General features: G+C 63.2%; 18 protein-coding genes. 8 read left to right on the top strand and 10 right to left on the bottom strand.

From position 1 onward, the window contains the following. Position 1: 1 nt before the first annotated feature. A complete protein-coding gene (gene aroE, locus GYH35_RS21715) occupies positions 2–832 on the bottom strand; it encodes a shikimate dehydrogenase (RefSeq protein WP_202624482.1) in 831 nt (276 codons plus the stop codon). 5 nt (positions 833–837) lie between these two features. Further along, the gene (gene hemB / locus GYH35_RS21710; RefSeq protein ID WP_161810548.1) at positions 838–1,851 is read right to left on the bottom strand and encodes a porphobilinogen synthase; all 1,014 of its coding nucleotides are present in this window, start codon (positions 1,849–1,851) and stop codon (positions 838–840) included. 177 nt (positions 1,852–2,028) lie between these two features. On the opposite strand from hemB, the gene GYH35_RS21705 reads away from it, so the two are divergent. After that, a complete protein-coding gene (locus GYH35_RS21705) occupies positions 2,029–2,613 on the top strand; it encodes a DNA-3-methyladenine glycosylase I (protein WP_161810549.1) in 585 nt (194 codons plus the stop codon). A gap of 1 nt (position 2,614) precedes the next feature. On the opposite strand, the gene GYH35_RS21700 is transcribed toward GYH35_RS21705, so the two are convergent. Further along, positions 2,615–3,460, bottom strand: a complete 846-nt coding sequence (locus GYH35_RS21700; RefSeq protein ID WP_161810550.1) for a 23S rRNA (adenine(2030)-N(6))-methyltransferase RlmJ — start codon at positions 3,458–3,460, stop codon at positions 2,615–2,617. Positions 3,461–3,485: 25 nt separating this feature from the next. On the opposite strand from GYH35_RS21700, the gene GYH35_RS21695 reads away from it, so the two are divergent. Continuing rightward, positions 3,486–4,022 carry a hypothetical protein gene (locus GYH35_RS21695; RefSeq protein ID WP_161829485.1) on the top strand — a complete coding sequence of 179 codons (537 nt, stop codon included), beginning with the start codon at positions 3,486–3,488 and terminating at the stop codon, positions 4,020–4,022. Positions 4,023–4,118: 96 nt separating this feature from the next. On the opposite strand, the gene GYH35_RS21690 is transcribed toward GYH35_RS21695, so the two are convergent. From GYH35_RS21690 to GYH35_RS21665, 6 genes are all read right to left on the bottom strand, one after another. Next, on the bottom strand, positions 4,119–7,397 hold the full coding sequence (locus GYH35_RS21690) for a S8 family serine peptidase (RefSeq protein ID WP_161829484.1): 3,279 nt from the start codon (positions 7,395–7,397) through the stop codon (positions 4,119–4,121). Positions 7,398–7,608: 211 nt separating this feature from the next. Then, positions 7,609–8,529 carry an oxygen-dependent coproporphyrinogen oxidase gene (gene hemF, locus GYH35_RS21685; RefSeq protein WP_161829483.1) on the bottom strand — a complete coding sequence of 307 codons (921 nt, stop codon included), beginning with the start codon at positions 8,527–8,529 and terminating at the stop codon, positions 7,609–7,611. Positions 8,530–8,635: 106 nt separating this feature from the next. Further along, on the bottom strand, positions 8,636–11,194 hold the full coding sequence (locus GYH35_RS21680) for a DNA topoisomerase I (protein ID WP_161829482.1): 2,559 nt from the start codon (positions 11,192–11,194) through the stop codon (positions 8,636–8,638). Positions 11,195–11,255: 61 nt separating this feature from the next. Continuing rightward, entirely contained in the window at positions 11,256–11,735 is a 480-nt protein-coding gene (locus GYH35_RS21675; protein ID WP_116807667.1) for a DUF494 family protein, read from the bottom strand. Between the two features lie 9 nt (positions 11,736–11,744). Continuing rightward, positions 11,745–12,746 carry a DNA-processing protein DprA gene (dprA, locus tag GYH35_RS21670; RefSeq protein ID WP_161810555.1) on the bottom strand — a complete coding sequence of 334 codons (1,002 nt, stop codon included), beginning with the start codon at positions 12,744–12,746 and terminating at the stop codon, positions 11,745–11,747. A 33-nt stretch (positions 12,747–12,779) separates the two neighbouring features. Further along, positions 12,780–13,943 carry a LysM peptidoglycan-binding domain-containing protein gene (locus GYH35_RS21665; protein ID WP_161810556.1) on the bottom strand — a complete coding sequence of 388 codons (1,164 nt, stop codon included), beginning with the start codon at positions 13,941–13,943 and terminating at the stop codon, positions 12,780–12,782. A 356-nt stretch (positions 13,944–14,299) separates the two neighbouring features. Here GYH35_RS21665 and def point away from each other — a divergent pair, with 356 nt between their 5' ends. The 6 genes from def (at position 14,300) to GYH35_RS21635 (ending at position 21,488) form a co-directional block, all read left to right on the top strand. Next, the gene (gene def / locus GYH35_RS21660) at positions 14,300–14,836 is read left to right on the top strand and encodes a peptide deformylase (RefSeq protein ID WP_209005386.1); all 537 of its coding nucleotides are present in this window, start codon (positions 14,300–14,302) and stop codon (positions 14,834–14,836) included. Between the two features lie 115 nt (positions 14,837–14,951). Further along, positions 14,952–15,893, top strand: coding sequence for a methionyl-tRNA formyltransferase (gene fmt / locus GYH35_RS21655; protein ID WP_161810558.1), 942 nt, complete (start codon positions 14,952–14,954; stop codon positions 15,891–15,893). Beyond that, positions 15,890–17,278: a 16S rRNA (cytosine(967)-C(5))-methyltransferase RsmB gene (gene rsmB / locus GYH35_RS21650; protein WP_161810559.1), complete on the top strand. Its 1,389-nt coding sequence runs from the start codon at positions 15,890–15,892 to the stop codon at positions 17,276–17,278. Before fmt ends, rsmB begins: the two co-directional genes overlap by 4 nt. Before the next feature lie 90 nt (positions 17,279–17,368). Further along, the gene (locus tag GYH35_RS21645; protein WP_161810560.1) at positions 17,369–17,917 is read left to right on the top strand and encodes a DUF4390 domain-containing protein; all 549 of its coding nucleotides are present in this window, start codon (positions 17,369–17,371) and stop codon (positions 17,915–17,917) included. After that, positions 17,899–20,130, top strand: coding sequence for a sensor histidine kinase (locus GYH35_RS21640; RefSeq protein WP_161829481.1), 2,232 nt, complete (start codon positions 17,899–17,901; stop codon positions 20,128–20,130). The genes GYH35_RS21645 and GYH35_RS21640 overlap by 19 nt, the downstream gene beginning before the upstream one ends. Further along, complete coding sequence (locus GYH35_RS21635; protein WP_161810562.1) at positions 20,127–21,488, top strand: sigma-54-dependent transcriptional regulator; 1,362 nt, start codon at positions 20,127–20,129, stop codon at positions 21,486–21,488. Before GYH35_RS21640 ends, GYH35_RS21635 begins: the two co-directional genes overlap by 4 nt. A 438-nt stretch (positions 21,489–21,926) precedes the next feature. On the opposite strand, the gene GYH35_RS21630 is transcribed toward GYH35_RS21635, so the two are convergent. After that, positions 21,927–22,505, bottom strand: a complete 579-nt coding sequence (locus GYH35_RS21630; protein WP_161810563.1) for an SPOR domain-containing protein — start codon at positions 22,503–22,505, stop codon at positions 21,927–21,929. Positions 22,506–22,517: the final 12 nt, after the last annotated feature.

Raw genomic sequence — 22,517 nt, 5'->3', positions numbered from 1 at the left:
TTCACGCCTGCGCCTTGATCGCTTCCAGCACGGGTTTCGTATCGGGCTTCATTCCGCGCCAGAGCAGAAACGCTTCCGCCGCTTGCTCCACTAACATCCCCCAGCCCGTCTCGGCTCGTCCGGCGCCGACAGTCTTCGACCAGCGAGTGAACGCCGTATCGCCCTTGCCGTAGGCCATGTCGTAACACAACGTCGCTGGGCCGATGGCGGTGCGAGGAATGGGCGGGATATCGTCTTGCAGGCTGGCGGAGGTGGCGTTCAGTACCAGATCGAAGACCCCGTCGCTGACATCCTCGAACGTGCAGCCTCGCACGGTGCCGAGCAGTTCGAACTCTTCCGCCAATTCGACCGCGCGCTGCTTGGTACGATTCGCGATCTCGATGCATTCCGGCGCGGCCGCGAGCAGCGGGCCCATGACGCCACGCGCGGCGCCGCCGGCGCCAAGTAACAAGATGCGTGCGCCAGCAATATCGAAACCCAGATTGCGTGTGAGATCGATGACGAGGCCGGCGCCATCGGTGTTATCGCCGAGCAAGCCATCGTTTCTCCACACCAGCGTATTCACGGCGCGGGCGATCTCGGCGCGAGGCGTGCGATATCGCGTCACAATATTCGCGGACTGCTTGTGCGGCACCGTGATGTTCAAGCCTTTGCCACCCGAAGCGAAGAACGCACCCACATCGCGCTCGAAGTTTTCCGGCGTCACGGCCAGGCGCGTGTAGCTCATGGCCTGTCCGGTCTGCTTCGCGAACAGACCGTGGATGAACGGCGACCAACTATGCTGGATGGGATAGCCCACCACGGCGTAGCGGTCGATGCTGGTGTCGTTCATGGCGCTTACCTCGCTTCTTTGAGCCAGGCCGCCGCCTTCTTGGCGAAGTACGTGAGAATCCCGTCCGCGCCGGCACGGCGAATGGACATCAATGTTTCCAACACGATGGCGCGCTCGTCCAGCCAGCCGTTGCGGAACGCGGCCATCTGCATCGCGTATTCGCCGCTCACCTGGTAGACGAACGTGGGCGCGCCGAAAGTGTCCTTCACCCGGCGCACGATATCCAGATAGGGCAGGCCGGGCTTGATCATCACCATGTCCGCGCCTTCCTGCAGATCGAGCGCCACTTCACGTAACGCTTCGTTGGTGTTCGCAGGGTCCATCTGATAGTTATATTTGTTGCCTTTGCCGAGATTCGCGGCCGAGCCAACGGCATCGCGGAAGGGGCTGTAGAAATTCGACGCGTACTTCGCGGCGTAGGCGAGGATGCGGGTGTTTACGTGCCCGCCCAATTCGAGCGCTTCGCGGATGGCGCCAATGCGTCCATCCATCATGTCGCTTGGCGCAACCACGTCGGCGCCGGCTTCGGCATGCGACAGCGCTTGTTTCACCAACGCTTCGACAGTGATGTCGTTCGCCACATAACCGGACGCATCGGTAATGCCGTCCTGGCCATGCGACGTATACGGATCGAGTGCAACGTCGGTGATCACGCCCAGCTCCGGCACCGCTTTCTTGACAGCACGCACGGCACGTTGCGCCAGACCTTCGGGATTCCAGGCCTCTTTGCCGTCGTTGCTCTTGGCGGCCGGGTCGGTGACCGGGAACAGCGCCAGCGCGGGAATGCCCAGCTCCACCAGCGATTCGGCCTCGCGCACCAGCTCATCGACGCTGACCCGCTCGATGCCGGGCATGCTGTCCACGGTCTGCCGCCGCGACTGGCCTTCGATCACGAACATCGGATAGATCAGGTTGTCGGCGCTCAGCGAGGTCTCACGCATCAGGCGGCGCGAAAAGTCGCTGTAACGCATGCGGCGCAGGCGCGTGCTGGGGAATTCTCCTGACTGAAAATTAAACATGACGGCTTCCGGCGGGCGTGACTGTCAAACTGTATAGACCGCAGAAGTCTACACCTGCGGAAGCTAGGATTTGTCGACTACCCTGGCCGAACAGGGTAACCATTGGCCGAAATGCTTCGCCGAGCGGGCGTTGAGGCTGATACGTAAGTAAGACCTGTAGAAAATTAAGAGAACGTAATGCGTGAACCCACTCGCTGTACCTGGCCGCTCGGCGGCAACGAGCTCTACCTGGAATACCACGATAAGGAATGGGGTGTGCCGGCCTGGGACGATCGCACCCAGTTCGAGTTCCTGATTCTGGAGGGGGCGCAGGCGGGCCTGTCGTGGTCGACGATTCTCAACAAGCGCGAGGGCTATCGGGCCGCTTTCGTCGGCTTCGATCCTGAACGCATTGCCAGATTCGGCAAGCGGGACGTGGCGCGGCTGATGAAGGATCCGGGCATCGTGCGCAACCGGCTCAAGATCGAGTCGGCCATTGGCAATGCCAAGGCGTTCCTGGCGTTCCAGGGCGATTTCGCCAGGCACCTGTGGAGCTTCGTCGGCGGCAAGCCCATCCAGAACAACATTGCTTTAGCCGGCAAGGTTCCGGCCACCAGCCCGGAGTCGGACGCCCTGAGCAAGGATCTGAAGAAGCGCGGCTTCCGCTTCGTGGGCAGCACCATCATCTACGCGCACATGCAGGCGACCGGGATGGTGAACGATCACCTGACGAGCTGCTTCCGATACAAGCAGTGCAAAGCGCTGGGCAAGAAGGCGGCTTAGCTCATTCCGGCACTAGCCATTGCACGTTGACTCCACCGGCGCCGTCGTCGGTGAGTGCAGCGTGCGCCTCGCGCAGCGCCGGCGCGATCTCCTCATCGAACTGCCAGGGCGGATTGGCGATGATCAAGCCGGAGCCGTTCAAGCCGAGCGGCGAATCCGCCGGCCGTACGCTCAGCTCGACCAGCAGCAACTTCCTCAAGCCGGAATTCTGCAGCGACAGATGCAGTCGCTGCGTCTCGCGGCCCAGCTTGATCGGATACCACAGCGCGAACATGCCATTGGGCCAGCGGCTCAGGCCCAGCAGCAGCGCTTTCTCGACCTGAGTGAATTCGTTTTCCGATTCGTAGGGCGGATCGATCAGCACCAGGCCACGATTCTCACGGGGCGGTAAATATGTTTTGAGCGCGGCGTAACCGTCGCCGCACACGACCGACACGCCGCGTCGACCGCGCGTCGCTTGTTCGAGCGCTTGCGCCTCGGCGATCTGCTTTTCGACCAGCACGATGCGATCGCCGGGACGCAGATCGCGCGCCGCCAGCACCGGCGAACCCGGATAGCGTTGCGTCGTGATCGCGGAAATCTCTTCCGGGGAACTAACGGCGTCCAGATAGCGCCGAAGATCTGGAGAGGCTCGGGTGATACGCAGTGCGCGGCCGACGCCGTCCTGCCATTCGTTGCCGCGTAATGCATCGTGGGACAGCAGGTCGTACCACCCTCGACCCGCATGAGTGTCGAGATAGAACAACGGCTTGGGCTTGCGCTTGAGTCGCTCGAGCAGGGCCAGCAGCACGATGTGCTTGTGGACATCGGCGAAGTTGCCGGCATGGAAGACGTGGCGATAATTCACGGCGGAACTTTAACGGGAGTGACCCATGATCGTACTGAATTCTCCAGCGCGAGGCTCTTTGTTCCTGACCGTATTGATGCTGGCGACGCTGAGTGCGGCCTGCACCGGCAGCTCGCGCGACGATACCGACAGGCGCGCTGCAGCGGCCGAGCCGGCATCGGTGGAGAGTCGGAGGGCGGCGATGGAGAACGAAGGTAAGAAGATGCCACCGATGCGTGCGCCGGGCGAGGAGGCTGCGCCCGTGCAAGGCTCGGGCGAAGTGCCGCAGCAGCTGCTGGCGATTTTCCAGGACGATCTGGCGCGTCGGGCGCTGGTGAAGCACGACGCGATCACGGTGGTGAGCGCGACCGAGCAGCAATGGCCGGACGGTGCGATGGGTTGTCCGCAGCCAGGACAGATGTATACGCAAATGATCGTGCCTGGCTATCGCGTCGTGCTGCAGGCGAGCGGCAATCGCTACTCCTATCACTCGGACCGGCGCGGCAATTTCATCGTGTGCTCGAACGGCCTGGCGTTCAAGCCGGTGAGAGAACAGGTAAAAGGCAACGCGCCGGCTGAATGAGGGCTGCGGTAGTCGCCACGTCCGTGGCGACTCCGAAATCAAAAGAAAGGCCCCGGACGTTTCCGTCCGGAGCCTTTTACTCGCGAGGCGTTGCGATCAGAACGAGATCTTGCCGCCCGGCGGTGCGACGAACAGCGCTTCGGTGTTCTTGGTAGCGCCACCGCAATTGTTCGCGGAGGCGCAGCGATCGCCGTCGGTCTGAAGCATCACGCCCAGTTCCTGGGTCGTGCCCGGGATCTGACCGAAGTCGTACACAGAGACAGTGCCGCTCGCGCCGCTCGCCAGATCGCCGGCCGGCGCTGCGAAGTAACGCTCGCCGAACGGCACGATCTTCAAGCCTTCGATCGAGTCGCCCGGGCCGCCGAAGTAGAAGTCATCGGCGAACACCGAGACGCCGACCACTTTGCGCGCTTCAACATCGCCCGCGGTCAGGCCGAACTGCTCGAGGCACGCATTCAACACCGTGGTGCTCGAGTTCGTCGGATGCTCCACGAACCAGAACGCGTCGGCCTCGCCTGTCGCGAGATTCACTGACCACGCCAGCTGCCGGCCATCGGTCAGATCGTTCAGCGTCACGTCACGATTCAGCAGCCAGTAGTCGTCTTCGCCATCGTTGTTCAAGTCCAGCGCGATGCGATGATCGACCGCCACCGGCAGCGTCTCACGCTCCCACATGTTCACCGCGAACGACCACAGATAGCCGGACGAGCAAACTTCCGCGGGCACTTCAAACGTCGTGACGCCGACCGCGCGCAGATCGGGTCGCGGCGCATTCTCGCCACGTCCGCCCGGCGGCGTGTTCGGGCTCGTCGCCAACAGCGAGTAGCCATTGAGCTGCGCGGCGCCCACGCCACGATTCTTCAGGTTGATCGTGCCGATGCCGCCACCGCCAGCCTTCCAAGTCGTACCGCTCACGAGCTGTGTATTCGCCGATTTACGCGGCAACACGTGCCAGGGCAGCGTGAACCTTTCGGGCTTGCCGAACAGCGCGACCTTCTCGAACACCAGATAGCCGTCGTACTCCTGCAGCGTCAGCGGCACTGGATTCGGGCCATCCGGGCCCGCGTTCATCAGGTTGTTACGCAGCTTGCTGCCGTCGATGGTCATGAACACATCGATGGTGCGATCGCCCTGGCCGGGCACCGCGACCAGCGGCAACGCATGAATCTTCACCGCGCCATTGCTGACATCGTTGGCGAAGCGATAGGTCGGCTTGATCTTGAAGATCGCTGGTTGCTTGGAACGGTTGAACACGCGCACACGCTTCTGTACGAGAACCGCTCGGTCCGCTACGTCGACGAAGCCGAAGCTCACGCCGCCGCTGCGAGTGCCAGTCTTCACGAGATCGAAACCATACGCGCCCGCTGTCGCCTGCGCCGCGCGATCGACACGAACTTCACCGCCGCCAATGCGTGAGATTGGCGCCAGCGAATCCGGAATCACGCCCGAAGGAGTCGCAGGCTGGTCGATGTTGGTTTCGGCGTTGTTGATGAGCAGTTGTTTCAAACGCTGCGGAGCCACGGTCGGATACAGCTGCTTCAGCAATGCGGCCGAGCCCGTCACCATCGGCGCCGCACCCGAAGTGCCGCCGAAGGCATCGGATTGATTGCCGGTGCCCGACATCGCCGAGACCGATGCGCCCGGCGCGCCGATTTCAGGCTTGATGCGGAAGTCTTCGAACATCGGTCCGCGCGACGATGTCGATGTGACCGAGCTGATCAGCGGGAAGGTGTTTTCAGGATCGAACGTCACCGTCGCGCCGTTGCGAATCGCGTTCGCGTCGGCGAGGCTGATCATGTAGCCCGGGATGGTGATGGGTGTGCCGTCCTGGAACGCGCCATCGAACGGCGCGGTGCCATCGACCATGCCGATCACGCCGATCAGAGCGCCACCCGCCTGAATGTTTCTGATCTTGTCGGCGAACGCACAGGTGCCTCGATTTACCAATGCGATACGGCCTGTCAGCGAGCCCGCCGCGAACGGCGTACAGCCGAGCGCGTTGGATGCGGTGTACACGACCGGCGCTGTGATCGCGGTCGTCAGGTCCGGCGACCACGATTGATGAATCGCGCCTCGATCCGCCGGCGTGACCGCTGGAGAATCGATATGCATCAGATCTACGACCGCGGAAGGCACGGCCGTTTGCGCGACTGACAATGCAGTTACCGCAGCAGCGGGCGAGCCAGTGACGAACGGCTTGTCGGAACCGTTGCCCGCCGACGCAACTGTGAACGCGCCCAGCTTTGTGGCGCGATCGACCGCCGCGGACAGATCGTCATCGAACGGCTGGCCGTAATTGGAGCCGAGCGACATGTTGATGATGTCGGCGTGATCCGAGGTATCGCCGTCGCCGTTCGGATCGATCGCCCACTCGAAGCTTTGCATCAGCGCGACGCCGCTGCATGAAGACGTCGGAACGGCGCAGGCCTTGATCGCATACAGCTGCACATCCGGCGCAACGCCGTTCTTGCCGCCGATGATGTCCGCGACGTGCGTGCCATGACCGCCGAACGTGCTCTGATCGGGAGCCGCGATCGGATCGGGATCGGGCGCCAGCGCGGGACTGTCTGCGCCGCCGGTCCATGCCTCGCCGACAAAGTCGAAGCCACCGATGACTTTCGGGGTGGGGAATAAACCATCGGTTGTCGTGTTGCGCGGATCCGCCGCTGATGTGCCCCATGCTTTTGCATAGGCATCCGCGGTGCCTGCGCCGCCCAGCGATGCATGCGTGTAGTCGACGCCGCTGTCGATCACGGCGACGCGCACACCTTTGCCGGTCACCCCCAGACCATGCAGCGATTCAGCGCCGATGTATGGAACGGTTTCCGTGAGATTGCGCTTGTAGTTGCCGGTCGGCGCGACGCGGGTGACTGCGCGATCGTTCGAGAGAGCTTTGACGTCGTTGGCATCGATCTCGAGGAACACCGTGTTCGCCACCAATTGCACCGAGCCGATGACCGTGGCGCTCGGCGCGGTCTGTGCGATACGACTGAGGAACGCCGTTTGCTCGACCAGCACGTCGGCCTTCGATGTTCCAGTGAGATCGCCGACGGGGGCGGTGTTCAACGAGACCGCGACTTGCACGCGTTTGGTCGGGTTGGCGCTGCGAAGCAGTCGCGTGACGTCGTTGAGTTGTGAGCGCGCCGGCGCCGGCATGCGCGACTCCAATCGTTTGGAGCCGGCTGCCACAGCGCGCTGAGCGGCGCTGGCATCGGCGGCCACCACCGTGAGCACGGTAGTGGCGATCAGCGACAGTGAGCCCACTGCCGCCCTCCTGCGAATGTTTTCCATGATGATCCCCTTGCTGTTTTCGGATCTCACGCGGATGGCGGGCAATGGCCAACCCAGCACCACGCGTAAGCGTGCTGCGAACATCACATCCAAAAGAGAAGAAGCGATCGCACGACCTTCGCCGCCGGCGCTCGGCGTAGTTGCAGTTCCGCGGCCAGACGGTGTGTCGTATGCGCAATCGCTGCGACCGACGCTACTCCTGCATCGCAGCTAATTCAATCGTGCAAAACATTCCAGCGGCGTCGGCGCGCTGAACGTCACTAACAAAAGTTAGTGCGCGAGCTTTGTGAATGTTTTATTTCAGCTCGCTCAGCCAGTCGCGCGGCCGGAGGAAATCGGTATACAAGCGGGCTTCGGGGGTGCCGGGCTCGGGTGTCCAGTTGTATTCCCAGCGCACCAGGGGCGGCAAGGACATCAGAATCGATTCGGTGCGGCCGCCGGACTGCAGTCCGAAGTGCGTGCCGCGGTCGTAGACCAGGTTGAACTCGACGTAGCGGCCGCGACGATACAGTTGGAACTGCCGTTCACGTTCGCCATGCGGATGATCCTTGCGGCGCTCGACGATGGGCAGGTACGCCTTCAGGAAGTGATCGCCGACGCTGCGCTGATAGTCGAAGCAGCGCTCGAAGCTCCACTCGTTCAGGTCGTCGAAGAACAGGCCGCCGACGCCGCGCGTCTCGTTGCGATGCTTGAGGAAGAAATATCGATCGCACCAGTCCTTGTGCTTCGAATACACATTTTCGCCGAAGCCTTCGCATGCCTGCTGCGCGGTCCGATGCCAGTGCAGGACATCTTCGTCGAATGCATAGTAAGGCGTGAGATCGAAGCCGCCGCCAAACCACCATGCGCCCGGCGCGCCATTCTTCGGAATCGCGTTGAAGAAACGCACGTTGGCGTGTGTCGTCGGGATGTAAGGATTCCACGGATGGAACACGAGCGATACGCCAGTGGCCATCCATTGCGCCTCGGCAAGCTCGGGCCGCTGCGCGGTCGCGCTCGGCGGCAGGCGAGAGCCCATCACATGCGAGAAGTTGACGCCGGCCTGTTCGAACACTTTGCCGTTGCGTAACACGCGGCTGTCGCCGCCACCGCCTTCGGCTCGATCCCAGCGATCGCTGTTGAACTTGCCGCCGCCGTCGATCTGCTCGATGGCCGCACAGATGCGATCCTGCAGTCCACGCAGGTAGGCGAGAACGGCATCGGCGTCGACGGCCATCAAACGATCTCCAAGTGAACGACGGTGGCCATGATGGGGCCAACCGTCGAGCCAGGGAAGTCGAGCTCGACCTCCCGGGCTTCATCGACAGCGTGAGTGCTGCGAGTTATTTCGGCTTCGCGGGCGGCTTGCTCGCGGCTTTGGCCGGCGCCTTCCTGGCTGCCGATTTGGCCGGAGCCTTGGCCTTCGCGCTTGCGGCTTTGGCGGGCGCGGCCGAGGTCGGCGCTTTTGCCGTCTTCGCTGGAGTCGTCTTGCTCTTGGCGGCGGCCTTCACCGGCTTCTCGGCCGGTGCGTTCGCGGCGGGCGCGTCGGACTTCGCAGCTGTCTTCTTCGCGAAGCGACCGAAGCGGCCTTTGCCACGCTCGGGCGCGGCCTTGAGCAGCTCCACGCACTCATCCAGCGTCAGCGTCTTCGGATCGCGTTCCTTCGGAATCTTGGCGTTCTTCACCTTATCGGTGATGTACGGGCCGAAGCGGCCGTTCAGCACCTGAATGCCGGCTTCCTCGAAATTCAGGATGGTGCGATTCGCGTCCAGCTCTTCCTTGGCCTTGATCAACTCGAGCGCGCGCGGCAGCTCGATGGTGTACGGATCGTCGTCCTTGATGGAGGCGAACTTCTTCGCGCCATATTGAATGTAGGGACCGAAGCGGCCGATGGCGACGCGGATCGAATGACCGTCGTCCATGTGACCGATCGTCCGAGGCAGCGTGAACAGCTCCAGTGCTTCCGGCAGCGTGATGGTGTCCATGCGCTGCGTTGCCTTGAGGCTGGCGAACTTCGGCTTCTCTTCGTCGTCCTTGGTGCCCATCTGCACGAACGGGCCGTACTTGCCATAGCGGACCGAGATCGGCTTGCCGGTCACCGGGTCGCTGCCGAGCTCGCGCGCTTCGGAAACATCTTCGCGCGTGACCGTTTCATCGACCACGTCGACGCGTTCTTTGAATTCGGTCCAGAAGCGCTCCAGCACCGGCACCCAGGCCTCGCGGCCGTCGGCGATCTCGTCGAGGTCGTCTTCCATCTTGGCGGTGAAGCCGTACTCGACATAGTGATGGAAATTCCGGGTCAGGAATTTGTTGACGATCTTGCCCAGATCCGTCGGCGTGAAGCGGCGATTCTCGAGCGCCGTATATTTCTTGTTGACCAGCGTGGAAATGATGCTGGCGTAGGTCGAGGGCCGACCGATGCCGTGTTCTTCCAGCGCTTTGACCAGGCTCGCTTCCGAGTAGCGCGGCGGCGGCTCGGTGAAGTGCTGTTCGCCACGCAGTTCGAGCAGCGTCACCTCATCGCCCACTTCCATAGCGGGGAGGAGGCGATCGTTGTCGTCTTCGACCGCGTCGTCCTGGCCTTCCTTATATACGGCGATGTAGCCGGGCTTCACGAGCGTCGAGCCGTTCGCACGCAATACGGCGGTCGAGCCTTCACGCTTCGCGCTCGTGCCAGGCACGAGGTCGACGGCGACGGTGTCATACACCGCTGCTTCCATCTGGCTCGCGACTGCGCGCTTCCAGATCAAGCTGTAGAGCTTGAACTGATCGTTGTCGATCTTGCCGGCGAGGCGCTCGGGCGTGATCGCCGCCGAGGTCGGACGGATCGCTTCGTGCGCTTCCTGGGCGTTCTTCGACTTGGTCTTGTACGCGCGCGGCGACTCGGGGAGCGCTTCCGCGCCATACATGTTGCCGATGACCTGCCGGATCTCGGCGACCGCTTCGTTCGCGAGATTCAGCGAGTCGGTACGCATATAAGTAATGAGACCGACCGCGCCTTCGCCGAAGTCCACGCCTTCATACAGCTGCTGCGCAAGGCGCATCGTGCGCTGAGCGCCGAAGCCGAGCTTGCGAGCGGATTCCTGTTGCAGCGTCGACGTCGTGAACGGCGGGGCCGGATTGCGCCTGCGCTGCTTCTTGTCGATGTTGGCGACGCTGAGCTTGCCCTTGGCCGCGTTCTCGATGGTCGTACGCACATCGGTGGCCTGGCCTTCGTTGGTCACCGTGAACTGTTCGACTTTCTCGCCGCGATATTCGATCAAGCGCGCCGGGAACGTTTGCTTCGACTTCTCGGCGTCGGCATCGATGGTCCAGTACTCGCGCGGCTTGAAGGCGAGGATCTCTTCCTCACGTTCACAGATCATGCGCAGTGCCGGGCTTTGCACTCGGCCCGCGGATGCGCCGGGCAGACCAGCTTTCTTCCACAGCAGCGGCGAGATATTGAAGCCGACCAGGTAATCCAGCGCGCGCCGCGCCTGCTGCGCGTTCACCAGATCCTGCGAGATATCGCGCGGCTGACCGATGGCTTCTTTGATCGCGTTCTTGGTGATCTCGTAGAACACCACACGATGCACGTCCTTGCCGTCCAGCACGCCCTGCTCTTTGAGCAGCTCGGTGAGGTGCCAGGAAATGGCTTCGCCCTCGCGGTCAGGGTCGGTCGCCAGATACAGAGCATCGGATTTCTTCAGCGCCTTGGCGATCGCCTGGACGTGCTTCTCGTTCTTTTCCAGGATCTGATAGCGCATCGCGAACTTGCGCTTCGGATCGACCGCGCCTTCTTTGGGCACCAGGTCGCGGACATGGCCATAGGAAGCGAGCACCTCGAAATTCTTACCGAGGTACTTCTTGATGGTCTTCGCCTTGGCGGGCGATTCCACGATGACTAGATTCTTCTGCTCCATAAAAAAAGAAACCGCGGTGGCCGCGGTGCTACTGAAAATTGCGGAGTGTCGAACGCCGCTTTCAGTGCACCACTTGCAGACGGTTATCGAATACCAAGTCCTCCATCCGCAGGTAAGCGCTCTGTTGGCCGGGCTGGCTGAACAGCACCATGAGCACCACCCACTTCACCTGTTCAATGTCGATCTGTTGCACATCGAGCGCCAGCAGGCGGTCGATGACCAATTCACGTTGCGCCGGGCTGATGATGCCGATGTTCTCCAGGTACAGAATGTACCCGCGGCATTCGGTGTCGAGCCGTGCCTGTTCGCGCGCATCGAAGACGCGAATCGCTCGCGATCCCGGAATGGCGCCGGCACGGTTCGGATCGGCCGACAGCTGCTCGAGCCACTCGAGCGCTCGGCCCACTTCCCGTTCGGAAAAACCAGCGCGTTCCAATTCGTCCCGGAGTGTGTCGCGGTCGGGTTCGGGGGCGCAGTCCAGATCGGCGTCGAAGTAATTCTCGAAGAGATAGATCAGGATATCGAGAACGCTTTCCTTCATTTCTCTGCCTTAGGAGAGGCGCCGGACATAAAGCCCGCCAGGGCAGGCGTCGATGCGCGCCTCCAGTTCGAGGATCAGCAGCATTGACGCTACCTCGTCGGCCTTGAGGCCGGTACGTGCGATCAAAACATCGACACTGGCCGGCTCGAAGCCGAGCGCATCTAACAGGATTTCATAACCTTTGTCCAATGCCGGGGTCAAAACTGCTGTGCTTTCAGCGGTTTTCGCCGACACCGGGGCGGCGTGCAGGAGCGCGGCCGCCAACGGCCCCAACTCCGCAAATATATCGTCCGGCGTTTCCACCAGTTGGGCGCCGTCGCGGATCAGTTTGTGGCAACCGCGCGCGAGCGGGTTGCGAATCGAGCCCGGGATCGCGAAAACCTCGCGGCCTTGCTCGCCCGCCAGCCGTGCCGTGATCAACGAGCCGCTCCGCACCGCAGCCTCCACCACCAATGTGCCCAGTGACAATCCACTGATAATGCGATTGCGCCGAGGAAAGTTGCTCTTGCTCGCCGGCGTGCCCAAAGGAAATTCGCTGACCAGCGCGCCGCCGGATGCAATTTGCTCCGCCAACCCTGCATTGGCGCGGGGGTAGTCGATATCAAGGCCCGTGCCGCAGACGGCGATCGTTCTGCCGTGGCCCGCGAGCGCGCCTTGGTGAGCTGCGGCGTCGATGCCGATGGCGAGGCCGCTGGTGATGACCAGGCCCGATCGCGCCAGCTGCACGGCAAACTGGCGGGCTATGTCATATCCCGCCTGGGTGGGATTGCGAGAGCCGACGATCGCGAGCTGCGGCAGGCTCAAAACATCCGGATCGCCGCGCACCAGCAGTCCGGTGGGAGCGTCGGGCAGGTTGGCCAGCAACGGCGGATAGCCGGGCGAGCCCAGGCGCAGGAAGCAATGCGCTGGATGATCGAGCCAGCGCAGATGTCGTTCGAGCAGGGGATCTTGGGATTCGGCTTCGAAGCCGGGCACCCGTGCCTCGGTCAGCCAGGTTTTGAGCTCTTCCATGAGCTCATGAACATACCCGGCGCGCCCGCGCGCTTATGGGTTTTTAGCGCGGTCGCCCTGGCGAATTTCGTGCGTCGACTCCATCACGAGCGCGTAGCTCATGTTGTCGAATGCTTTGAACACCATGACGACGCCGGTGCGCTCATCGGGCAGTTGCACCTTGTTGCCGAACAGGCTGGCGCCGCGGCCCTTGCGGTTCGCTGCGAGGCCGCCTTCCTTGAACGTATCGCGGACCACTCCGCCACGCTGGAACACGGCAAGGATGTGGCCAGGCTCGAGTCCCGCGGACGAGCCGCGATTCAGCGCGACCACTTGATACTGGCCCATCACGGTATGACTGCGCACGGCGATGATGCCGGCGTCGATATCGGAAGCGGGCGCGTGCGGAACGAAGTCCACATTCACATCCACCGACTCCGGAAACACCTTGTCGCCTTGCAGGACTTCGCGGGTCGAATCGGTCATGAGGATCTTGGCCGGATCGCCTTGCGTGACGACCGGGCCCGAGCCCACATACAGGCCCGAGTAGCCGAGCAGATCGTTGTTATCTGGATCGCGCAGCTGTTCGCCCACATGAACGACGCTGTAGCGCGTGTCCGGCGCAGCTTCTTCGATGCCGCGTGCGTACACTTCGTTGCCCATGGCGCCGATCACGCGCGAGTCGCGCAGGGCGACGATGTAGGGCGCGGTCTTCACTTGATCCTTGGTCAGCAGCGTGGGCCGGCCCATGAAGCTGGCAACCACATCGTAGGGGATGGCGGTTACGGCCTGGCTCAGCGGCTCGCGCCGCACTTCGGGCGACAGGCGCTTGCCGCCGCGGCCGCCTTCGACGGTTTCGCCGCCGCGCTGGGCGACCGTCAGACGGGGCTGACCGTCCACATAAACCAGCTTCAGCACATCCCCCGGGTAGATCAGGTGGGGATTGGCGATCTGCGGGTTCACGTACCAGATTTCCGGCCAGTACCACGGCTCCCGCAGGAACACCTTGGAAATGTCCCAGAGCGTGTCGCCGGTCTTGACCACATATTGATCGGGGGCGTCGGTGGCCAGCGGGATATTGCTGCCGGAGCCGACGGTTTGAGCCGGGCCTTCCTGGGCGAGGGTGCTCGGCGGCGCCAACAGGCCCACGGAGACAGTCAGACCAGCGACCAGGCTCAGCAGAATCGCCGGACGAAGTGCCAGATTCGCAGTTTTCATGCGCTTCAACGAGCTCCCATTAGAGTCCCTGAACAGCGGCGCCCGAGGGTGCTCCTGCGACGCCTAAGGCTTTGTACCGGCGCGCAAAAAACACGGTCGGGGCCGAGATTAAGTTCAACAGTGGCCGAACTTTAGCAGCATCATTGCAACGAGTGCAGAAATGGGGCTTCAGCCCGCGACGTGGTTCTCATTCCTGCCTCCGCCACCCTCGAGGGCCACCGAATTCGCACCTTCTATGGCAGCCATAGCCACGAGTTGGGGCGCAAGTAGGGGGCCGGGGGCTTGTGTCCAGCGGATTCGGCTGCACAATGCCTATCGACCGGGCGACAAGTCTCCACCTTCTGACGTTTTCGAACATGGCACTACTTCCGATTCTCGAATTCCCCGATCCGCGCCTGCGCACCAAAGCGCAGCCCGTGGAACAGGTGGATGCCGCCCTGCGCAAGCTGATCGACGACATGTTCGAGACCATGTACGCCGCTCCCGGCATCGGTTTGGCCGCGACCCAGGTCAACGTTCATAAGCGGCTGCTGGTCATCGACATCAGCGAGCAGCGCAATCAGCGCCTGACGCTGATCAACCCCGAGATCGTCAGCCATAGCGGCATGGAAGAGACCGAAGAGGGTTGCCTCTCGGTGCCCGGCATCTACGAGAAGGTCAAACGCGCCGACCGCATCCGCGTGCGGGCGTTGGATCGCGACGGCAAGCAGTTCGAGCTCGACACCGATGGCCTGCTGGCCGTGTGCATTCAGCACGAAATGGATCATCTGGAAGGCAAGCTGTTCGTCGACTACCTGTCCGACCTGAAGCGCACCCGGATCCGCAAGAAACTGGAGAAGGATCGCAAGGAAAAGGCCGCCGACGCGGCTCGCGGTCGGAGCAAGGCGCTCTGACGGTTGTTGCAAGAGCGGGGCCGAAAGGCCCCTCTCTGTTTCTGGGCGGGTGTCCGGTGGCGCGAAGTCCAATACGAACACTTAAACTGCTCGCCACCACTCCGGTTGAGTTTCGATGTCATCCCAGTTGTCACTCATCTTCGCCGGCACGCCCGAGTTCTCCGTGCCGCCGCTGGAAGCGTTAGTCGCCTCGCGTCATCGCGTGCTCGCTGTTTATACACAGCCGGACCGGCCCGCTGGCCGTGGCCAACAGGTGACGATGAGTGCGGTAAAGCAGTGTGCGCTCAAACATCAGTTGCCAGTCGAACAGCCGCCGACGTTGAAAGATCCCGCGGCGGTGGAGCGCCTCGCGCAATACCAGGCCGATTTGATGATCGTCGTCGCGTATGGACTGCTGCTGCCGAAAGCAGTGCTCGACACGCCGCGGCTCGGTTGCGTGAACATTCATGCGTCGCTGCTGCCTCGATGGCGTGGAGCCGCGCCGATTCAGCGCGCGATTCAGGCGGGAGATCACGAGAGCGGCGTGACCATCATGCAAATGGACGTCGGGCTCGACACCGGCCCGATGCTCCTCGAGCGCGTGACTCCGATTGGCGCGCGCGAAACGGCGTCGAGTCTGCACGATCGCTTGTCGACGCTCGGCGCCGAAGCAGTGATCGAAGCGATCGACGCAATCGCGGCGGGCAAGGCCACGCCGCGAGAACAGCCGAAGGAAGGCGCAACGTACGCCGCGAAAATTCGCAAGGAAGAAGCGCTGATCGACTGGTCCAAATCCGCGATTGAAATCGATCGACACGTGCGTGCATTCAATCCGTGGCCCATTGCCGAGACTCGTTGGAACGGTCAGCAGCTGCGCGTTTGGGAAGCGACGCCCACGGACAAGAAATCGTCCGCGGCGCCGGGCACTGTCATCGCGACGAGCAGCGACGGCATCGAAGTTGCGACGGTCGCTGGAACGTTGCAGCTCACGCGCGTGCAAGCGGCGGGTCGCAAGGCCATGCCGGCTGCGGATTTCCTCAGAGCGCATCGCCTGGAAGGCGCGGTCTTTGGCTCGTGAGCGCATCAGCCGCAGTCAGAGCAAGAGCCGCGAGGATCGTCGCGGAAGTCGTCGAGCACGGCCGTTCGCTCGATGCGGTGCTGAGCGCCGAAAGCACGAGTAACAAACAAGAGCGTGGACTGCTGCGGTCGCTGAGTTACGACAGCATTCGCTGGTACATACGCCTCGACGCGTTGCTCGCCCGCCTGCTGAGCCGGCCCAATCAAACGCTCGAGCCCGAGATCCGTGCGCTCGCCATCGTCGGCCTGTGTCAGCTGATATACACAGATATTCCCGCGCATGCGGCGGTTGCGGAGACCGTCGCAGCGACGAGAGTGCTCAAACAGCCGCGCGCTTCAGGATTGGTCAATGCAATCTTGCGCCGTTGTCAGCGCGAGCAAGCGCAGTTGCTGCCGAAGATCGATCGCGATCTGGCTGTGCGCAGCGCGCATCCGCGCTGGCTCGTCGAAAAGTTGCGCAAGGATTGGGGCGATCGGGCCAACGACATTCTCGATGCGAACAATCAGCGGCCGCCATTCTGGATCCGCGTGAATCGGGCGCGCGTCACGGCTGCGAACTATCGCGAGCAATTGCAGGCAACGCAGATCGGTGTGCTCGCCAGCGCGTTCGATGACACGGCACTGTTGCTCGACCGGGCAATGGATGTCAGCGATTTACCGGGCTTCGCCGAGGGACTGGTGTCGGTGCAGGACGCCGCCGCGCAGCTCGCGGGCCATCTGCTCGATCCGCAAGCAGGCGAGCGCATCCTCGACGCGTGTGCCGCGCCGGGAGGCAAAACGGGTCACCTGCTCGAGCTGGCGCCTGAACTTGCGGCGCTTACCGCGGTCGATGTTTCTCCCGAGCGGTTGACGCGCGTCTCGCAGAACCTGCAGAGATTGGGCGTCACCGCGCAGGTGCTCGCGGCCGATGCCGCCGAGCCGGCGAAATGGTGGGACGGCAAACCGTTCAACCGCATCTTGCTCGATGTGCCGTGCTCGGCGACCGGCGTGATTCGGCGTCATCCGGATATCAAGCTGCTGCGCCGGAGCGATGACATCGCGGCGCTGGCGGCGCGCCAGTCGCAGCTGTTGCGGGCTTTGTGGCCGCTGCTGCTGCCGGGTGGCAGATTGCTTTACGCCAGCTGCTCCGCCTTACAGGTCGAGACCACCGCGGTAATCGCGGACTTTCTGCGTGACGAGCCGAGCGCGCGCGATGTCACTGGCGAGAGGCTGCAGGCGCTGCCGCCCATCGGGGAGGGAACGCGTGTCGGCGCTCATGGCTTAAGAATCGCAGCGGGTTCCGCGGGGATGGATGGTTTTTATTATGCTCTGCTCGAGAAGCCGCGCGGCCCAAGCGCGGTCCTGCCTGCATCAACCAACATGAACTCGTCCCGTAATCTCGGTTAAGGATGCTCCGTGGCGGCAAGCCCACCCTGGCCCAATGTGCTTTGCCCGAGTGCGCTGGACGCGATCGTTCAGCGCGCTTTGGCGTGGCTCATGGCGTTGGCGGCGGTGCTTGGCTGCCTGCTCGGGCCGGCCGCGTCCGCCCAGGCTCCGCCGCGCTTTGAGATCCGTTCCGCTTATGTCGAGCCGGCCGAGGGCGTCTACGAGCTGAACGCCACGCTCAACTTCGACCTGCCCGAGGGCGCGCGGGCCGCCATCCGCGAGGGGGTGCCGCTCACGTTGCACCTGGAGATCGTCGTCAAACGTCGGCGCAGCTATTGGCTGGACGAGACGGTCGCGACACTCGATCAATCCTATGAACTGGCGTACCGCGCGCTCAGCGAGCGTTATCTGGTGCGCAATTTGAATAGCGGCGACCAAGCGTCTTATGCGACGCTGGACGCCGCGCTCGATGCCCTGCGCGTGATCAGCCGCCTGCCCATCCTGGACCAGGCGCTGGTGTCGCCGAACCGGCGGCACGAAATCAGCGTGCGCGGTAATCTCGATGTGCGCACGATGCCCGATGCCTTGCGCTTCGTGCTGTTCTGGTCGGACGACTGGCGGCAGCGCAGCGAGTGGTACACATGGTCGCCGCAACTCTGAAACGCACGCTGGTCTCGATCCTGGTGCTCATCGGATCGGGGCTGTGGGTGGCTGCGCTGCTCATCATGGCGCAGACCGTGCAGCAGTCGGCGCACTTCAGCGACCTGCATCCCTTCATCGTCGGCGTCAACGTCGCGGGCCTGCTGGTCCTGCTGATTCTGATCGGGGGCCGCCTCGCGCAGCTGGTGCGCGACTGGCGCAAGCGAGTAGTCGGCTCGCGTCTCGAAGCGCGCATGGTGTGGATGTCGGCGACGCTCGCCATGGCGCCGCTGCTGCTGGTGTTCTATTTCTCGGTCGTGTTTCTCAACCGCGGCATCGACAGCTGGTTCCACGTCGAGATTCGCCAGGGCCTGGAAGACGCATTGACGCTGTCGCGGGCCGCGCTCGATCTGCGCATGCGCGAGTATCTCGAGCGTACGCGCTCCGTTGCGGCTCGCATTGCTCCCGTGCGGGTCGGCGCGTTCCAGGCGCTCGATGAGTTGCGCCGTGAGAGTGAAGCAGTCGAGCTCACGCTGGTGGCATCGAACAGCCGCATCCTCGCGACCAGCTCCGATCGACTCAGTGAGATCGTGCCCGCGCCGTTGAGCGACGAGATGACGATGCAAGTTCGTCAGGGGCGCGACTACGTTGCACTCGATCCCGCCGCGGGCGGCGGTTATCTCGTACGCACGGCGGTGCGTGTGCCGCAGGTGTTGCCCGGTGACGAGATGCGCGTATTGCAGGCCATCTATCCCGTCGAGCGACGACTCGGCGAGCTGGCCGACACGGTCGAATCTTCCTATCAGCGTTACGGCGAGAAAGCGCGCTTGCGCGAGCCGCTGAAAACCAGCTTCACGCTGACGCTGACATTGGTATTGCTGTTGTCATTGTTCGGCGCGCTGTACGGCGCGTTTTGGGCTGCGCGGCGTTTGGTGCGTCCGATCCAGGATCTGGTCGCGGGTACGCGCGCGGTGGCGAAGGGTGACTTCGATCTGCGATTGCCTCTGACCTCGCACGACGAGATGGGCATCCTCGTGCATTCGTTCAACGACATGACCAAGCGCCTCGCGAAGTCTCGCGAAGAAACCCGGCGTGTCCAACAGGCTGTCGAAGCCGAGCGCGCCAATCTCTCGGTCATTCTGGCGCGACTGTCCACGGGCGTGATTTCGCTCGAGCCCGATCGGACCATTCGTACCGCGAACGAGGCGGCATGCTCCATTCTTGCCGTGGATGTGGACACGCTGATCGGCAAGCCGCTGTCGGATACGGGCAGCGAGAGCGCGCTGTTCGAGCAGTTCCGGTCCACCTGTAGCGCGCATCTGGCCGCGGGGCAGAGCGAGTGGCGCGAGCAGTTGGTGCTTCAGGGCGAATCGACCCGGCGCATCCTGATGTGTGCTTGTACTACGCTCTCCGGCGAGGATCAGACGCCCGGCGGCTATGTCATCGTGTTCGACGACATCACCGCCCTCCTGCAAGCCCAGCGCGACGCGGCTTGGGGCGAGGTCGCGCGGCGCCTGGCGCACGAAATCAAGAATCCACTGACCCCTATCCAACTATCCGCGGAACGGCTGCGTCATAAGCTGTTGGGACATATCGACGCGACCCAGGGCCAGGTGTTGGACCGCGCCACCCACACCATCGTCCAGCAGGTGGAGGCCATGAAAGAGATGGTCAACGCCTTCAGCGAGTACGCGCGCGCGCCGGAGATGGATGTGTCACGATTCGACCTGAACCAGCTCATCGGCGAAGTGGCGGAACTGTATCGCGCGCCCGGCCGGCCGGGCACGACCCTGCAGCTGCAGAAGGGGCTGCCGGAGATCGAGGCCGACCGTGGCCGCATGCGGCAAATCATCCATAATCTGCTGGCCAATGCATGGGAAGCGCTGGAGGGGGTACCGAATCCGTCGGTGCGCGTGGTGACGCAACTGATCGAGAAGGGCAGCGGGGCGACGGCCGCCCGCGCGGCGGAGATCGTCGTCGAGGACAATGGACCGGGCTTCCGGCCGGACGTGATCGGCCAGGTGTTCGATCCCTATGTAACGACCAAACCGAAAGGCACGGGCCTGGGACTCGCGATTGTGAAAAAAATAGTCGAAGAGCACGGCGGGGCCATTGCTGCCGATAATGTACGCACAGGAGGTGCGCGGGTGTGTATCGAGTTGCCGTTGACTGCGGTCCGCGGCGGCGGTCCGATTCGCGAACGGCGCGCCGGACCGAGGAGGGAGCGGGCATGAGTGCTGCACGCATACTAGTCGTCGATGACGAGAGCGAAATCCGCGGGCTTCTCAAGGAGATCCTGGCGGACGAAGGTTACGAAGTGGATGTCGCCGCGGACGCCGCGGAGGCACGCACGGCGCGTGCTCAACACGATCCCGATCTGGTCCTGCTCGATATCTGGATGCCCGATACCGATGGCATCACCCTGCTGCGCGAATGGGTGCAGCCGAACGGTACATCTTGCCCGGTCGTCATGATGTCGGGTCACGGCACCGTGGAGACCGCGGTTGAGGCGACCCGTCTCGGAGCATTCGATTTCGTCGAGAAGCCGCTGTCTCTCGCCAAGCTGTTGCGCACGGTCGAGCGCGCGCTCGATTCCGGTCGTAACAAGCGTCTGACGGGGCGCTCGCTGGTGCCACCGCTGCTGGCGCCTGTCGGCAAGAGCCGCGCGATGGCCGCGCTTCGTGAGCAGGTTCAGCAGGTCTCTCCGCACGAAACGCCGGTGCTCATCGTGGGTGAGCCGGGCAGCGGGCGCGAGGCGTTCGCTCGTTACATACATTCGTTGAGCCCGCGCGCGTCGGGGCCGTTCGTGCAACTCGTCGCGACGGGCGTGAGTGATGAAGGCGCGGCTGCGGCGCTGTTCGGCACTGAAGATGCGAATGGCGTCCATGCGGGCGTGTTTGAACAGGCGGCGGGCGGTGTGCTGTTCATCAATGGCGTGGAAGATCTGCCGCCGAAGGCGCAAGGCTTGCTGGTCGCGGCGCTCGAGACGCGGACCTTCACGCGCGTCGGCGGCGCGACGCCGGTTGGGACGAACATTCGGATCATCGGCTCCGCGACGTCACGCTTCCTCAATGCCGAGGGCACGGGCGTCCGGCTCGAGCTGTTGTCGCGGTTGAATGTGATCACGTTGAACGTGCCGCCACTGCGGGATTACGCGCAGGATGTGCCGGATCTGCTGCGTCACTACGTTGATCGACTGGTTGACGAGCAGCACCTTCCTTTCCGCCGCTTCGGCGTCGCCGCGCAGAACCGCCTGCGTAACTATCCGTGGCCGGGCAACGTGCGCGAGCTGCGTAATCTCGTGCAGCGGTTGTTGATCCTCGGTGGCGAGGAAGAGATTCGCTTGGATGAGATCGAGCGTGAGTTGGCGGCGCATGCGCCTACTAACGAGCCGTTGGTCAAACAAGACTTGCTGGCACTTCCATTGCGCGAGGCTCGTGAGCATTTCGAGCGCGCGTATTTGCAGCAGCAGCTGATCCTTTGCAACGGCAAGGTTGGCCAGCTCGCCAAGCGCGTCGGGATGGAGCGCACGCACCTTTATCGCAAGCTTCGCTCGCTCGGCGTCGATTTTCGGCAGCTCGCGGAAGACTAAGGGGGCCTTGCCGCTGCGCTATCGCGCGCGGCCGGCCCGGAAAACACGTTTTAGTTTTATTATTCCCCGGGAAAGATCAGTCATGTCCGCACTGATCGCAGCATTGCCGCTGTCTCGCGTCGCGCTCTTCGAGCTGGGGAAAGGTGGAGGGTCTCGGGAAGTTCGCAACCACGGTGACTCGGCCGCCGCCGCCATTCGAGCAAACCGTTGCACGTTCGCAGTACCGATGACGATGCGCATTGCAGCTCGCAGCGCGTTAGCGCGCAGCGAGCGACACTGACGGTGAAGCGGCCGCTGAGCAAATCGTGCGGCAGCCATCGAACGACTTTACAGCGACAGTGAAGACGCTCGCGAGTTTCCCGAGACCCTCCACCTACGCCCCAGCTCTGCCGCCAGGCGCGCGCGAGCGCGTTAGCGTCAACCGCGTTAGCGAGCTAGCTACTCGCCAACGCGAATAACCAGCGCATCGATCTGCGCCTGCCGAAGCTTGCTGCGAGTGTCTTCGAGTCTCTGCAGGTTCGTGATCGGCCCGACGCGCACGCGGTGCCAAGTATCTTTGTCGATGGTCACCTTCTGGATCTTCGACTCCACACCCTGCATGGCAATCATCGCCCGCACGCGATCTGCGTCTTTGAAGTTACGGAACGAGCCCGCCTGCAGGATATAAGCGCCCGGCTTTTCCACCGGCCCCGCGACCACCGCGGGAGCGGCGCCGCCGCGGGCGTCCTGCTCGGGGATGACGACTTCGTACTTGGGGAGCATTTCGTAGAAGTCGAATTCCTGGGTCTCCGCCTGTTCCTGTGACGCGGGCGCAGGCTTGTTCTCCGCCTGCGCTTCGTCGCGAATCATCGGCGCGGCCGTTTGCTGGGCGGCGAGGCGCGCTTCGGTTCGGCGGTCGAAGAGATAGACGCCGAGCGCGACAGCGAGGCCGAGGGCCAGGCCGCAGACGAAGCCGGCCATGCCCGACAGGCCGGACGAGCCGGAGCGGCGCTTGGAATGTTTGTAGTCCTTTGCCATGAAGCAGACGGT

The sequence above is a fragment of the Steroidobacter agaridevorans genome (assembly GCF_009932555.1).
GTDB classification, from domain to species: domain Bacteria; phylum Pseudomonadota; class Gammaproteobacteria; order Steroidobacterales; family Steroidobacteraceae; genus Steroidobacter; species Steroidobacter agaridevorans.
Note: the sequence above shows the minus strand (reverse complement) of the source record. Positions and strands in the feature narration are given on the sequence as shown.

What these genes read in the sequence shown, in the direction of transcription:
- GYH35_RS21690 (WP_161829484.1), bottom strand. Translation starts at nt 7,397, where the DNA reads ATGTTCGCAGCACGCTTACGCGTGGTGCTGGGTTGGCCATTGCCCGCC.
- GYH35_RS21645 (WP_161810560.1), top strand. Translation starts at nt 17,369, where the DNA reads ATGGCGTTGGCGGCGGTGCTTGGCTGCCTGCTCGGGCCGGCCGCGTCC.
- GYH35_RS21640 (WP_161829481.1), top strand. Translation starts at nt 17,899, where the DNA reads ATGGTCGCCGCAACTCTGAAACGCACGCTGGTCTCGATCCTGGTGCTC.
- GYH35_RS21695 (WP_161829485.1), top strand. Translation starts at nt 3,486, where the DNA reads ATGATCGTACTGAATTCTCCAGCGCGAGGCTCTTTGTTCCTGACCGTA.
- dprA (WP_161810555.1), bottom strand. Translation starts at nt 12,746, where the DNA reads ATGGAAGAGCTCAAAACCTGGCTGACCGAGGCACGGGTGCCCGGCTTC.
- hemB (WP_161810548.1), bottom strand. Translation starts at nt 1,851, where the DNA reads ATGTTTAATTTTCAGTCAGGAGAATTCCCCAGCACGCGCCTGCGCCGC.
- GYH35_RS21680 (WP_161829482.1), bottom strand. Translation starts at nt 11,194, where the DNA reads ATGGAGCAGAAGAATCTAGTCATCGTGGAATCGCCCGCCAAGGCGAAG.
- GYH35_RS21635 (WP_161810562.1), top strand. Translation starts at nt 20,127, where the DNA reads ATGAGTGCTGCACGCATACTAGTCGTCGATGACGAGAGCGAAATCCGC.
- GYH35_RS21665 (WP_161810556.1), bottom strand. Translation starts at nt 13,943, where the DNA reads ATGAAAACTGCGAATCTGGCACTTCGTCCGGCGATTCTGCTGAGCCTG.
- aroE (WP_202624482.1), bottom strand. Translation starts at nt 832, where the DNA reads ATGAACGACACCAGCATCGACCGCTACGCCGTGGTGGGCTATCCCATC.
- GYH35_RS21675 (WP_116807667.1), bottom strand. Translation starts at nt 11,735, where the DNA reads ATGAAGGAAAGCGTTCTCGATATCCTGATCTATCTCTTCGAGAATTAC.
- def (WP_209005386.1), top strand. Translation starts at nt 14,300, where the DNA reads ATGGCACTACTTCCGATTCTCGAATTCCCCGATCCGCGCCTGCGCACC.
- GYH35_RS21705 (WP_161810549.1), top strand. Translation starts at nt 2,029, where the DNA reads ATGCGTGAACCCACTCGCTGTACCTGGCCGCTCGGCGGCAACGAGCTC.
- hemF (WP_161829483.1), bottom strand. Translation starts at nt 8,529, where the DNA reads ATGGCCGTCGACGCCGATGCCGTTCTCGCCTACCTGCGTGGACTGCAG.
- fmt (WP_161810558.1), top strand. Translation starts at nt 14,952, where the DNA reads ATGTCATCCCAGTTGTCACTCATCTTCGCCGGCACGCCCGAGTTCTCC.
- GYH35_RS21630 (WP_161810563.1), bottom strand. Translation starts at nt 22,505, where the DNA reads ATGGCAAAGGACTACAAACATTCCAAGCGCCGCTCCGGCTCGTCCGGC.